This is a genomic window from Tenacibaculum sp. Bg11-29 (genome assembly GCF_002836595.1).
Classification (GTDB): domain Bacteria; phylum Bacteroidota; class Bacteroidia; order Flavobacteriales; family Flavobacteriaceae; genus Polaribacter.
On sequence record NZ_PJBB01000003.1, the window covers coordinates 3,766,398 to 3,780,430 of the forward strand.

14 protein-coding genes are annotated in these 14,033 nt (G+C 28.1%); 7 read left to right on the plus strand and 7 right to left on the minus strand.

What is annotated here, in order from left to right:
• Nucleotides 1-47: 47 nt before the first annotated feature.
• Nucleotides 48-1,226, minus strand: coding sequence for a class I SAM-dependent RNA methyltransferase (locus tag CXF68_RS17050; RefSeq protein ID WP_101046316.1), 1,179 nt, complete (start codon nucleotides 1,224-1,226; stop codon nucleotides 48-50).
• 112 nt (nucleotides 1,227-1,338) lie between these two features.
• On the opposite strand from CXF68_RS17050, the gene CXF68_RS17055 reads away from it, so the two are divergent.
• The 6 genes from CXF68_RS17055 (at nucleotide 1,339) to CXF68_RS17080 (ending at nucleotide 7,048) form a co-directional block, all read left to right on the plus strand.
• On the plus strand, nucleotides 1,339-2,064 hold the full coding sequence (locus tag CXF68_RS17055; protein WP_101046317.1) for a bifunctional 2-polyprenyl-6-hydroxyphenol methylase/3-demethylubiquinol 3-O-methyltransferase UbiG: 726 nt from the start codon (nucleotides 1,339-1,341) through the stop codon (nucleotides 2,062-2,064).
• Nucleotides 2,061-2,741 (plus strand): ZIP family metal transporter, encoded by a 681-nt coding sequence (locus CXF68_RS17060; protein WP_101046318.1) that lies wholly within the window; start codon nucleotides 2,061-2,063, stop codon nucleotides 2,739-2,741. The genes CXF68_RS17055 and CXF68_RS17060 overlap by 4 nt, the downstream gene beginning before the upstream one ends.
• Before the next feature lie 101 nt (nucleotides 2,742-2,842).
• Nucleotides 2,843-3,286, plus strand: coding sequence for a hypothetical protein (locus CXF68_RS17065; protein WP_101046319.1), 444 nt, complete (start codon nucleotides 2,843-2,845; stop codon nucleotides 3,284-3,286).
• Between the two features lie 4 nt (nucleotides 3,287-3,290).
• Nucleotides 3,291-4,997 carry a sensor histidine kinase gene (locus tag CXF68_RS17070; RefSeq protein WP_101046320.1) on the plus strand — a complete coding sequence of 569 codons (1,707 nt, stop codon included), beginning with the start codon at nucleotides 3,291-3,293 and terminating at the stop codon, nucleotides 4,995-4,997.
• 67 nt (nucleotides 4,998-5,064) lie between these two features.
• On the plus strand, nucleotides 5,065-5,706 hold the full coding sequence (locus CXF68_RS17075) for a response regulator transcription factor (RefSeq protein WP_198553845.1): 642 nt from the start codon (nucleotides 5,065-5,067) through the stop codon (nucleotides 5,704-5,706).
• 76 nt (nucleotides 5,707-5,782) lie between these two features.
• A complete protein-coding gene (locus tag CXF68_RS17080; RefSeq protein WP_157821984.1) occupies nucleotides 5,783-7,048 on the plus strand; it encodes a hypothetical protein in 1,266 nt (421 codons plus the stop codon).
• A 100-nt stretch (nucleotides 7,049-7,148) separates the two neighbouring features.
• Here CXF68_RS17080 and CXF68_RS17085 read toward each other — a convergent pair whose 3' ends face one another.
• Both CXF68_RS17085 and CXF68_RS17090 read right to left on the minus strand, forming a co-directional pair.
• A complete protein-coding gene (locus CXF68_RS17085; RefSeq protein WP_101046322.1) occupies nucleotides 7,149-7,709 on the minus strand; it encodes a hypothetical protein in 561 nt (186 codons plus the stop codon).
• A 56-nt stretch (nucleotides 7,710-7,765) separates the two neighbouring features.
• The gene (locus CXF68_RS17090) at nucleotides 7,766-9,289 is read right to left on the minus strand and encodes a helicase HerA-like domain-containing protein (protein ID WP_101046323.1); all 1,524 of its coding nucleotides are present in this window, start codon (nucleotides 9,287-9,289) and stop codon (nucleotides 7,766-7,768) included.
• An 87-nt stretch (nucleotides 9,290-9,376) separates the two neighbouring features.
• Between CXF68_RS17090 and CXF68_RS17095 the strand changes: the two genes are divergently transcribed.
• Entirely contained in the window at nucleotides 9,377-10,009 is a 633-nt protein-coding gene (locus CXF68_RS17095) for a 7-carboxy-7-deazaguanine synthase QueE (RefSeq protein ID WP_101046324.1), read from the plus strand.
• Nucleotides 10,010-10,061: 52 nt separating this feature from the next.
• On the opposite strand, the gene CXF68_RS17100 is transcribed toward CXF68_RS17095, so the two are convergent.
• The 4 genes from CXF68_RS17100 to CXF68_RS17115 form a co-directional block, all read right to left on the minus strand.
• Nucleotides 10,062-10,913: a DUF2911 domain-containing protein gene (locus CXF68_RS17100; RefSeq protein WP_101046325.1), complete on the minus strand. Its 852-nt coding sequence runs from the start codon at nucleotides 10,911-10,913 to the stop codon at nucleotides 10,062-10,064.
• A gap of 95 nt (nucleotides 10,914-11,008) precedes the next feature.
• The gene (locus CXF68_RS17105; RefSeq protein WP_101046326.1) at nucleotides 11,009-11,962 is read right to left on the minus strand and encodes an acetyl-CoA carboxylase carboxyltransferase subunit alpha; all 954 of its coding nucleotides are present in this window, start codon (nucleotides 11,960-11,962) and stop codon (nucleotides 11,009-11,011) included.
• 89 nt (nucleotides 11,963-12,051) lie between these two features.
• Nucleotides 12,052-12,951, minus strand: coding sequence for a DMT family transporter (locus tag CXF68_RS17110; protein ID WP_101046327.1), 900 nt, complete (start codon nucleotides 12,949-12,951; stop codon nucleotides 12,052-12,054).
• Nucleotides 12,938-14,023 carry an LptF/LptG family permease gene (locus CXF68_RS17115; protein WP_101046328.1) on the minus strand — a complete coding sequence of 362 codons (1,086 nt, stop codon included), beginning with the start codon at nucleotides 14,021-14,023 and terminating at the stop codon, nucleotides 12,938-12,940. The genes CXF68_RS17110 and CXF68_RS17115 overlap by 14 nt, the downstream gene beginning before the upstream one ends.
• Nucleotides 14,024-14,033: the final 10 nt, after the last annotated feature.

Here is a 14,033-nt window from a genome sequence, read left to right on the forward strand (position 1 = left end):
AAAAAAATGACCCTCAAAAAGTTAAATACTCTTTAAGGGTCGTTTTATTATTCATCTATCTCAGACTCTAAATCGTTCTTTATTTTTTTACTCCCTTCATATAATTCATATTTTACGAAACGGCAGTTTAAATCAGCATTTTTAAGCGGTATTCTCTTAGATGTTCGTAAACCAACATGTTTTAACGCCTCAGTATCAGAAGTAATCATCCACGCTGTTGAATCGTGATAATTATGTTTTAAGGTATCACCAATTTTTTTATAAAACTCTTCTACATCAATATTTAAACGTTCACCATAAGGAGGGTTGAATAAAATTGTTGTTTTACCAAATACTTCTTTTTTAGAGTTAAAAAAGTTTACATGATGTATACCTATAAATTCTTCTAAATTGGCATTAATAATATTCTGTTTAGCCTTGGTAACCGCTGATGGAGCTTTATCAAACCCCATAATTTTAAAATGTGAGCTTGTAATTTTTTTCAATAAAGCATCCTGAATTACAAAATACAGCTCTTCATCGTAATCTTTCCAATTTTCAAAAGCAAAATGTTTACGATTAATATTTGCAGGTATATTATTAGCAACCATTGCTGCTTCTATTAATATAGTACCAGAACCACACATTGGGTCAATAAAATTCTCTTCCCCTTTATAACCAGATAATAAAACAAGTCCTGCCGCTAATACTTCGTTAATTGGCGCAATATTGGTTGCGCTCCTATACCCTCTTTTATGAAGTGAATCACCAGATGAGTCTAATGAAATAGTTAACCATTCGTTATGAATGTGAATATGTATTTTAACATCTGGGTATTTTAAATCTACATTCGGACGCTTCTTATACTTGTGCATAAAATAATCAGCAATAGCATCCTTTGATTTTAAGCTAATATAATGTGAATTCGTTGTAAAGTTTTTAGAATTAACAACTGCTCCAATAGCAAAAGTTCCATCAACATCAATATAACGATCCCATTTTACACGTTGTATTGCTTCGTATAAATCTTCTTCATCAAAAATTTTACTCTTTTTAATTGGTTTTAAAATACGAATAGCTGTACGTAAAGCAATATTTGCCTTGTACATAAACCCTGTATCTCCTTTAAAAGTAACATTACGTATTCCTTCTTTAACGTCTTGAGCACCAAGTTTTCTTAGTTCATCTACTAATACTCCCTCTAAACCTGCCATAGTAATAGCAGTCATTTTAAAATCTTTCTCCATGTAACTGTAAAATTTCATTGCAAAAATACAGTTAATTTTGGGTTGATGTTAATCTTTTCTTGTTTCAATATAAAAAACGTAAGATTTATGTATTTTTGCAGACTTTATAATTATGAAAACAACAGACTGGTTTACTTCGTGGTTCGACACCTCATATTATCATACATTATACAAACATAGAAATGATGCTGATGCTCAGTTTTTTATGCGAAATATAACTTCGTTTTTAAAATTACCTGCATCAAGCCATATTGCTGATTTACCCTGTGGTAAAGGAAGACACGCTGTATTTTTAAACTCTTTAGGTTATAAAGTTACAGGTGGTGATTTAAGTAGTAATAGTATTAAACACGCTAAAAAATCTGAAAACGAGTCTCTTAATTTTGAAGTTTGGGATATGCGTGATCCTATAAAACACAAATACGATGCTATTTTTAACTTATTTACGAGCTTTGGTTATTTTGATGATGACAATGAAGATATTGCTATTTTAAAAAGTATAAAAAACGGCTTGAATGAAAATGGCGTATTCGTTTTAGATTTTTTGAATGTTGAAAAGGTAAAAGCTACTTTAGTTACAGAGGAAGTAAAAACAATAGACGGTATTGAATTTCATATTAAAAGAGAAATTAAAAATGGTTTTATTTTAAAACATATCTCTTTTATTGCTGATGAAAAAAATCATGTATATACTGAACAGGTAAAATTTTTAACTTTAGATAAAATGCAAACGTATTTTAAAGAATCTAATTTAAAAATAAAACATGTTTTTGGTGATTATGGTTTAAATAATTTTGATAAAAACACATCTGATAGATTAATTTTAATTGCTGAATGAGTTATATTTTATTAATAGTAGCTGTTTTAATAGGTTCTTTATTTGTTTTAGTTTTAAAACCAAATAATAAATTTGTACGTTTATTATTAGCCTTTAGTGGGGCTTATTTGTTATCGGTTACTATTTTACATTTAGTACCCGAAGTTTATATATATACACAAAATTCTAAAAAAATTGGAATTTTAATTTTAGTAGGTATTATTATTCAATCTGTTTTAGAATCTTTTTCTAAAGGAGCAGAACACGGGCATATTCATTTACATTCTGATACTTCAAAATTTCCTTGGCTATTATTTATTAGTTTATGTATTCATGCTTTTTCTGAAGGCTTACCAATACACCACGCTGGAGATAATTTACTTTGGGCTATTATTGTTCATAAAATTCCTATCGCAATTGTTTTAACTACTTTCTTACTACATACAAACTACAGCAAACTAATTATTATTTTCTTTTTAAGTTTCTTTGCTTTGATGAGTCCTTTAGGAATCTTAGTTTCTGATAAAGTGCCGTTTTTTAATGATTATCACACCGAAATAACGGCTTTAATCATTGGAGTATTTCTTCATATTTCTACCATTATACTTTTTGAAAGTTCAGAAAATCATAAATTTAATTTTCAAAAGTTTACAGCAATTCTTTTAGGTGTTTTGTTAACCATTTTTACCTTATCTTAATTTCACTTATATTTAGGTAGTTTAAAATACCTATTTGTAAGTAGTTATATCATTTTTTTCTTACTCATATTTGTATATTATTAACCTAAAAACATTACAATATGTGTAATTCAATTACAAAGAAATTTAAATCTATTCCTATTAGTACTCATCAACATTCTGTGCACAAAAAAAACCTTGATGTTGAAAAAGGAATTAGTTACTTCACTCCTCAAAAAAAAATAATACATATAGAAACTCCTATTGACACTTCTACATTTGAAGTTTCTGATGCTTTCTATCACAATTTTGGCTTTTACCATATTTTAATATTGCAAATTAAAGATAAAAACAGAAATGATCGTATAAGGAATAACAGCAAAAAATTTATTCTGAAAGGTGATTTTAATATTGATGATATATCACCTAATTATGATACTCCTTCTTTAGATAATATTGAAATATTACATGTAATAACTTATAATAGTGATATTCCATACACACCTAAAACATTTCCTTTTACACCAGAAGAAGCTGGAGGAGGAGTAATTGTTGTTGGGCCATAAAAATATGATTAAAATTAGAAAAGAATTATTTATAAATACTGTTTTAGTCTTATTTTCTTTAACAGTATTTTCTTCTACAACAAAAATTAAAAAAGACTCTTCTTATATTTACTTTAACAAGGGAATTAAAGCTATTAAACTAAATAAAGCTTACCTAGCCTACAAATATATCTTAAAAGCAAAAAAAAAATATTTAAAAAGAGAAAAGTTTGACAGTGTTTTTATTTGTAACATAAAACTATATGACATTGTTAGATCTCAGAAAAAATTAAATAAAAACCCTTTACAATATTTAAAAGAAAACCTATGCTATAAAACAAAAGATACAATAAATATTATTGCAACAAAAAACAGGCTTGCCTCCTATTTTTTCAATCAAAATTCACCAACAAAATCTGCAAAATATTATAAAGAGTCTTTAAAATTATGTTTAAAAATTAATAGAAGAGACTATGCTCAAAACGCTTATATTAATCTTGGTTTATTATACTCGATTAAAAAACCAGATTCTGCTAATCACTTCCTAAACAAAGCTTTAAACTCAACTTCTATAAACAATCCTGATAAATTAGTTAGTATATACATAAACCTTATCAACTTATATCAAAAACAAAAAAAATACCATAAGGCTATAAAAATGCTTAAAAAAGCAAAAGAATTAAACCTTTCTCAATACAATTTAAAGTATCAAAAAATAATATATAAAAAATTAGCTCACTGTTATCAACAGCTAGGTAATTACCCAAAAGCATACAATTACCAACAAGATTACATTTCATATAAAGATAGTTTAAATACAAAACAACAAAATATAGCCATTACAGAGCTTGACACAAAACACGAAGTAGTAGAAAAAGAAAAAGAAAATTTACAATTAAAACAAAATAACTTAATCAGTAAACAAAAAATAAGACAAAGTAAAAATTTATTTTATGGTACATTAGTATTCCTATTTTTAGTAGGAACTACAGGTTTTCTTTTTCTAAAAAACTCCAAAAAGAAACGTTTACTTGCAGAACAACAAAAAGAACTTGAAAAGCAAAAAAACTTAACCTTACTTAAAGAACAAGAAATCATGGCTATTAATGCTATGATTAAAGGGCAAGAAAAAGAACGCATACGAATTGCCGAAGATTTACATGATAACATTGGTAGTGTATTAGCTACTTTAAAACTGCATTTTGAAAACTTAAAACTGAATAGAGAAAAAAAACATTTTAATCAAGATGAGCTCTATGAGAAAACTGAAAATTTGATTGACGAAACTTACTTAAAAGTCCGCAGCATTGCCCATGCTAAAAATGCAGGGGTTATTGCGAATAAAGGTTTATTAGTAGCTATAAAAATTATGGCTGAGAAAATATCAGATGCTAATAAAATTGATATTCATGTTTTAGATTTTGGTTTAAATAAAAGGTTAGATAACAACTTAGAAATTACCATTTTTAGACTAATACAAGAGCTTATAACCAACATTATTAAGCACGCAAATGCTACTGAAGCAACTATTAATATTTCTTTATTCGATAAAAACTTAAATATTATTGTTGAAGATAATGGCAAAGGCTTTAACTATAATAAAACAACCTTAAAAGAAGGAATGGGAATTAATTCTATTCAAACCAGAATAAAATACTTGAATGGTACTTTTAATGTAGATTCTACTATAAGCAAAGGAACTTCTATAATTATGGATATTCCAGTGATATAACATATACCTAATACTAAGTATATTAAAAAAAACAACATTTATTATCTTTGGGTAAAACACATAAATTATGATAACTATTGCTATGGCCGAAGATCATCAAATGTTGATTGATGGTGTTCAATCTTTTTTTGAATACGATGAAGACATCAATATTATTGGAACAGTTAATAATGGTGAAGACTTAGTTAAACTTGTTAGTTTAAAGCAACCTAAATTGGTTATTACTGATATTCGCATGCCAAGAATGGACGGTATTCAGGCCACTAAGCTAATTAAAACTCAATTCCCGCATATTAAAGTACTCGCGTTAACTATGTTTGATCAACCTGAAGCAATAAAACAAATGTTAGATGCTGGAGCTTCTGGTTATTTACTTAAAAATTCAGGAATTAAAATGCTATCAAAAGCAATTGTTACTATAGCTAATGGTGATACTTTTTTTGACCCAAACGTCGCTTTTAATTTCATGAATGATTATATAAATGAAAACGTTACAATAGGTAAATCTGAAAAAATTGTATTATCAAATAGAGAAAAAGAAATACTACAATTAATTGCTAACGGTAGTACCTCTAAAGAGATAGCTGAAGCATTATTCATAGCAAAAACGACGGTAGATACTCATAGAAAAAATATGATTCGTAAACTTAGCTTAAAAGGGGGCAACGAATTGGTGAAATACGCTATTGATAAAAAGTATCAATTTTAAATTACCTATTTATAAGGATAAAAGCACTTCCTTAATATTTATAATTTTGATTCATAACCAATTAAAACTAAATATTATGAAGAAAAACATTTTAACTTTAGCATTCACACTATTTACCTTATCACTTTCATACGCTCAAATTAGTGGAGCAACGGCTTTAATGGCTTTAGATGAATTAGACAAATCAATAACAAGTCAAATAAACTCTGTAGATAATTTAATTACAAATAGTATTGGAAATACCGGTAATATGATATTATCAATATCCGCTAGATTAAAAAAAGATATTAACGAAACGATTGGTAATACCGATAAAATTTTAAGAGAAAAACAACTCGGTCTTTATAATCAAATCTTATCCCTAAAAGATGATTTTAATAAAGCTATAAAAGAAAATATTGAAAATATTGATGTTATTGCGACACGTGTAACCCAGGTAATTGATGATTTTTTTGGTAAGAACCGAGAACCTAACATTTTCAAATATAATACTGGTGTATTTGTACTCAATTATGATAAAGATTATTCTTTTAGTGCTACTGGTAAAAACTTTGATAGACCTTATGAAGTTTTCGCAAAAATTAATGGAAATAAAATACTTCCTTCTACTTCAAATAACACTAAACTAAATTTTATTATTGATTCAGCTTTTATAAAAAAAAATGATGATAAAAACTATATAATTGGTGAAATAGTCTTTAAATGGAAGATAGGATTATTTAAACGTAAAAGAGAAAGACGAGATAAATTTATAATACCGTTAACTCCTTTAAATATAGGAACTGCACAAGCTTTTTATGAACAAGAGTTACCTGAAAAAATATTTTATACTCAGCAAAGAACATACAATTGTAGTACCGGTTCGAGTAATTGGAAAGGAGATCAAGAGAGAGAAAGTACTGCTATAAATATTTTACCTGTTAATGGAAGAAGCTTCGATAAAAACTCAATTGTAATTAACAATTGGTATCAAAGATATGGTGGTGGCTATCGTTTTACTTCTAAAACAGAACAGCAAACTATAGGACGTATTAGTTGTAAATCAGATAAAAAACCATATGGTGGAGGTGGTAGGTCTACCTTAACATTTAGTTATAAAGAATTTGAAATTAAATATGAGGTTAACGATTTAATTACAAATACTCAAAATGTCTCTACAGTTAACCCTACTTTATTTAAACTTCCAGAACCTGTTGATGGGAAAAGACCTAATGTAAGTTTTGTGAAAATAAAAACTTTTGATAATAAAGAAATTATATTAACCCCTAATGAGCAGAATAAATATTTTAGTTTAAAAATAAACCCAGTAACAGACGATATTAGTATAAATTGGAAAAAGTAAATATTATCTGAATGAATTTTGCTACAATGCTACTTTTAATAGCTATTATTTTTAAAATTAGCATAAAAAAAACCGAAACAAATGTTTCGGTTTTTTTATCTTAATTAAACCAAATGGTTAGTGATTTTATTTTTGCCAAATCAGGTATTTGTTCTTTACTTACTTTTTGAGTACTAAAGTCTTTTAAACCTAACTCTTCTTTATCAATAGATACCGTAGCATTTAAATCATCTATAAATAAAGTTGCTGATAAAAATGAAGATTCAACCTTACTTATATTATTGTTCGCATTAATTTCTTGGAATGTAGAATTAATGTTTAAACCTGTTTTTGTTTTAAAGCGTTCATCAAAAATCTCAATACTTTTTATTGTTGATGTTGAATCTAATTGCTCTTTTGGTATAATTGTTAGTAAATGCTTCCCTCCTTTTTCAAAAATCATATACTTATCATCTTCTTGAAAAAAATTATTCCCTTTGGCTCCTTCGCTCAATTCTTTTACTATAGAATCTTTAGCAAAAATTCCATCAACCTCTTGCATTGTTGTTTTTATAGTTAGTGCACCTACTTTACCTTTAGAAATATCGTACGTATTGTTTCCACACTGTATAAATACGACTGAAATTAAAGCGAACACTATGGATTTGGTTATGTTTTTCATCTTATTGTTGATTGATTGGGTTATTTTTTATTAAACGTTTATATACTCTATTTGTTTTACTTTAATACTTTTTTCAAAATTCCAAAAACAGCTCTTATAAAAGTTGCGCTTGTTAGTACTTTTATTATCGGGTTTTGTCGTGTACTTCTACTTCTTGTTGATGACGATCTCCGTTTTGTTTTATCTTCTTCTTTTTTACGAGCTTCAGTAGTTTTTTCTTTATTAATTTTTTCTATTTTCTCTTTTAATAGCTCGTAAGCACTTTCTCTATCTACAATATCATTATACTTAGGTATTAATCTTGAATTGTCTAAAACCTGCTTAATTTCTCTATCAGTAAGCACATCCATTCTACTCATTGGTGCTCGTAACATAGTTCTTGCTAATGGAGAAGGAATTCCTTTTTCATTTAATACCGAAACTAAAGCTTCACCAATACCTAACTGTGTTAAAACTTCCTTTGTTTCGTAATATGCTGAATCTGGGTAATTCTCTGCTGCTAATTTAATCGCTTTTCTATCTTTAGCGGTAAAAGCACGCAATGCATGTTGAATTTTCATTCCTAATTGTGCTAATACATCTTCCGGTACATCTTTAGGGTTTTGAGTTACAAAATACAATCCAATTCCTTTCGACCTAATTAACTTTACAATACTTTCTATTTGACTTAACAATGCTTTTGAAGCCTCTTCAAAAACCAAATGTGCTTCATCAATAAAAATAACTAACTCTGGTCTGTCACTATCTCCTTGTTCTGGAAACGTTTCATATACTTCTGCCAATAACTGCATCATAAAAGTTGAAAACAATTTTGGTTTATCTTGAATATCTGTTAATCGCAAAATAGATATTAATCCTCGTCCGTTTTCATCTACACGTGTTAAATCATCAACTTCAAATGATTTTTCACCAAAAAACAAATCTCCTCCTTGTTGCTCGATTTCTACTATTTTTCTAAGAATAGCTCCTGTACTAGCTGTAGAAATTCGTCCGTATTCTTCTTGAATTTCCTCTTTTCCTTCATTTGTAACAAATTGAAGAATTTTTTTAAAATCTTTTAAATCTAATAAAGGTAATTTACTATCATCACAATATTTAAAAATAATTGCAACAATTCCCGACTGTGTTTCTGTTAAATCTAAAATACGAGATAATAAAACTGGTCCAAATTCTGATACAGTTGCTCTTAAACGCACTCCCTCTTGCTCAGATATTGATAAAATCTCTATCGGAAACTTCGTTGCATTAAAAGGAATACCTATTTTTTCATGACGTTCATCAATTTTAGCATGCCCAGGGCTTGGTTGTGCTAATCCACTTAAATCACCCTTAACATCCATTAACAGTACAGGAATCCCTTTTTCAGACATATTTTCAGCCAATACTTGTAACGTTTTCGTTTTACCTGTACCTGTTGCTCCTGCAATTAATCCGTGACGATTCAATGTTTTTAAAGGAATATTTACCAAGGCATTAGTTACCGTTTCTTCACCTAACATACCCGCTCCCAAGGTGATAAAATCTCCCTTACTTTTATATCCTTCGTTTATATAATTAAAAAACTCTTCGGTTTTACTCATTTTATTGCAATTCTTTTTATTGATAGAACACGTAAAAGTAACAAAAATGATTCAAAAAATTTTAATGTTAACTATCTTTGCTGCCTTATGTTGAAAAAAGAAGTACAAGAGTTAATTAAAAAAGGTGAAATGCTTCCTTTAATGGAAGAGTTTTATACTATTCAAGGAGAGGGATCACATACAGGTACTGCTGCCTATTTTATTAGAATTGGTGGTTGTGATGTTGGTTGCCATTGGTGCGATGTGAAAGAAAGTTGGGATGCTAATTTACACCCACCTACAAAAACTGACCTAATTGTTGAAAATGCCAAGAAATATGCTAAAACAGTTGTTATTACTGGTGGAGAACCTTTAATGTGGAGTTTAGATTATATTACTAAAGAGCTTCAAGATAAAGGAATGAAAACACATATTGAAACTTCTGGTGCCTATAAGTTTTCTGGTATTTGGGATTGGTTTTGCTTATCACCTAAGAAAACTAAATTACCTACAAAAGAATGTTATAAAGAGGCTGATGAGTTAAAAATGATCATTCATAATAAGAATGATTTTCAATTTGCAGAAGAGCAAGCTGAAAAGGTTGGAAAAAAATGTCAACTCTTTTTACAACCTGAATGGAGTAAAAAAGAACAAATGACTCCGTTAATTGTAGATTATGTAATGAAACATCCGAAATGGCGCGTTTCTTTACAAACTCATAAATTTTTAAATATACCTTAATAAAAAAGCAACCTAATTAGGTTGCTTTTTTATTAAGGTATATTTACAGCTTCTATATTTTACTTTGCCATTCTTTAATAGATTTTTCACTTAAATTAATAGCATTCTTTCCGTTATCACCAACTTTTTTAGATAATTGAATACACTTTTTTGCAGCTATAATTGCTTCTTTATATTTCTTTAATTTTGATAGAATAATTGAATATTCTCTATAGTCCCAAAAATGTGGTTTATCTTTTAACGAAATAGCTTGCTCCATCCATCTTTTAGCTTGCTCCAAATCATAACCTCTTTCATGATAATTTACTGCTGCAATATGAAAATCAATTGCATTTCTTCTTAATTCTTTTTTTGTAATTCTTTCTAACACTTCTTTAAAATGAAATTCGATAGGAATTGAAATATAAGTTCGTTCCCACATTATTCCGAGGTTCGCTGAAGATTCTTTAATGTTATCTATGTTAATCGTTAGCGTTTCAATATCTCTATTTAATTTAAATACAGGTATCGTTATTTTAAGTGCAACTTTATTATTGTCCCATACTTTAGGAACTCCCCAATTTTCTATATCAGTATAAAAAAAAATATCCCAAGATTCAATATTTGGTTTAGTATACAAAGCATAAGAACCTGCTTTTAATTCTTTTCCGTCAATTTCTACATTTTCACTAAAAGTTATAATAGTATTTTTATTGGCTCCTGTTCTCCATATTTTACCATATTTTTCAAGACTTCCAAATATAGTTCTCCCTCTCATAGAAGGGCGGTAATAATTTAATTTAACATCAGTAAGACCAACTCGCTGTTCTACATTCTGAAAAAAGCTCTTTTTAGGCCGTCTTACTTGCGATAGGATACTTAAAGGTATTAGAAATATAATAATAAGGATCAATTTTTTATTCATTTTTATTAGTTTTTCAATTAAAAATTAAAACTAAAAAAACTTGCCTAAAAGGCAAGTTTTTTTTTAAAAAAAAATAAAATTAATTTATTTTACTATTATTCTTTATATACCCCCATGTTTGCATATTTCTCCATACGTTGGGTAACTAGTTCTGTTTCATTTAAATCTTTTAATTCATTAAATGCAGCTAGTATTTGTTCTTTTACGACCTTAAATGCACCACTTCTATCTCTATGAGCTCCTCCTAAGGGTTCTTCGATAATAGCATCAATTAATGTCATTTTCTTCATGTCTTCACCTGTTAACTTCAAGGCTTCAGCTGCTTGTTCCTTGTACTCCCAACTACGCCATAAAATAGATGAACATGATTCTGGTGAAATTACAGTATACCAAGTGTTTTCCATCATGTATACTCTATTTCCTACACCAATACCTATTGCTCCACCTGAAGCACCTTCACCAATGATAATTGTTATGATAGGTGTTTTTAAACGAGTCATTTCAAGAATATTACGAGCAATAGCTTCACCTTGCCCACGTTCTTCAGCTTCTAAACCTGGGTAAGCACCTGGTGTATCTACCAATGTAACTACAGGAATTCCGAATTTCTCAGCCATTTTCATTAAACGTAAAGCTTTACGATACCCTTCTGGGTTAGCCATTCCGAAATTACGATATTGACGAGTTTTGGTGTTATACCCTTTTTGTTGACCAATAAACATAAATGATTGATCTCCGATTTTACCTAAACCACCAATCATTGCTTTATCATCTTTTACATTACGATCACCATGTAACTCCATAAAAGTATCACCACAAATAGCCTTAATATAATCTAATGTATATGGACGATTTGGGTGACGTGATAATTGTACACGCTGCCAAGCTGTTAAGTTTTTATATATGTCTTTTTTAGCCTTTTCAAGCTTTTTCTCAATCTTATTACAGGTTGCAGTAACGTCAACCTCACTTTCTTTTCCTATATCAAAACATTTTACCAACTGGTCTTCTAACTCTTTTATTGGTAATTCAAAATCTAAATATTCCATTATATATAGTTTGATTTTATATTAGTTGTTTTCAAAGGCAAACATACTAAAAAATTGTAAAGTTTAGCTTTCAAACTTTTCTTAAAACGCTATTTTTTCTTAAATTTATTTTTGATTAAACTTGTATTTTTCAAAATACCATTTAATATTACGACTAATAAAACAATAAATGCACCGTAATAAAATTCGACACTCATTTGTTCTTTCTCTCCAAAGACTATTAGTGCTAAAATAATAGCATAAATTGGTTCTAAATTAATAGTTAGCATTACAGTATATGGTGTTAGATATTTCATAACATACACAGAAGCTATAAAAGCATATGCTGTACAAATACTACTTAATATGATTAAATAAAACCAATCATTTACTGATATTTGGAAAAATTGAATTGAAAATTTTTGCGTAAATAATAAGTACAATGTTATACCTAGTGCACCAAATAATAATTGATAAAATGATATAACATTAGCATCATATTTCTTTATAAAAAGACCGTTTAAAACAGCAAATAATGCTGATAAAAAAGCTGATATTAACGCATAAATAATTCCTAACGTATATTCACTTTGAAAATTAAAAATAATATAAAGTCCTACTATTACCAATAGTCCTAATAAAATTTCAATTGGTTTAATTTTTCTTTTAAAAAAAACAGGTTCAATAAGTGAAGCAAAAAAAGCGCCTGTACTCATTGTTACTAAAGCAACAGAAACATTTGATACTTTTATTGCTTTAAAAAAAGTTACCCAATGTATTGCAATAATTATACCTGAAAATACAAATTTTAAGAGTCCTTTTTTATCTACTTTAAATGATTTTTTACTAATAAAGAAATAAATAGCAATGAATACTACCGCTAATGACATTCGGTACCATACTAAAGGAACAGCATCAATAGAAATTAGTGCTCCGAGTATTGCTGTAAACCCCCAAATAAACACAATGAAATGTAAATGAAGATAATTTTTTAATTTATTTCCTTGCATTGATATATAAATAAATTGCGTACCCTCCAAAAACAATATTAGGTGTCCAAACATTTAATAGTGCATTTGCACCTGCTACACCACCAAGTACTTCTGCTACTTTTAAGAAAAACACATAAATAAACATTACTGAAATACCAAGAGCTAAATTTAAACCTACTCCTCCTCTTCTTTTCTTATGAGCTAAAACTACAGCTATTAGAGTTAAAATATAACAAGCTATCGGTAAGCTAGTACGTTTATATAATTCAACTAAATAAACATTTAAGTTTTTAACCCCTCTTTTTTTTGAGATTTCAATAAACTCTATTAATTCAGGAGAGTTCATTTCTTGAGCCATAATATTTTTATAATTAAAATCTTTTGGTGTAAAAGCAAAAGTAGTATCTAAGCTATTCCCTGAAAAAATACTATCTCGATCTTTAAATATTTTTCTTTTTTTCCATGTACTTAATTTAAACGTACTGTCTTTTTCGTTCCATCTAATATTATCAGCCGTTAGTTGATACTTTAACTGAATTCCATCATAAACTTCTGTTGAAAAATAATTACCTGAATTACTTTTTAAATTAAATGTTTGAAGAAACATATAAGTGCTATCATTTAGTTGTAAACTAAACTCTCTTATTGATTTGTCTGCATATTTTTTCTTCTTTAAATATTCTCTCTCAAAAGCTTTTCTTGTTTTACTACTAGAAGGTACAAAAAAGTGATTCATTGATAAAGCCAAAACACAAACAATCGTAGCTCCAATGAAATATGGATATAAAAAGCGAGTAAATGATATCTGAGAACTGTTAATAGCTACAACTTCAGTGTTATTTGCTAGTTTTGATGTAAATAAAATTACTGCAATAAATAATGCCAAAGGCATAAATGTATTTGCGTAATAGATTATAAAATTCTTGTAATAGTCATTTACTACTTCAAAAAGAGTTAAATTTTCTTCACGTAAAAATTTATCTATTTTCTCAGCAATATCAATAGCTACCGCAATAGGTATTAATATTAGTAAGGTAAATAAAAATGTTACCAAATATCGTTTTAATATGTACCAATCTAGTATTTTCAAAAGAAAAAAT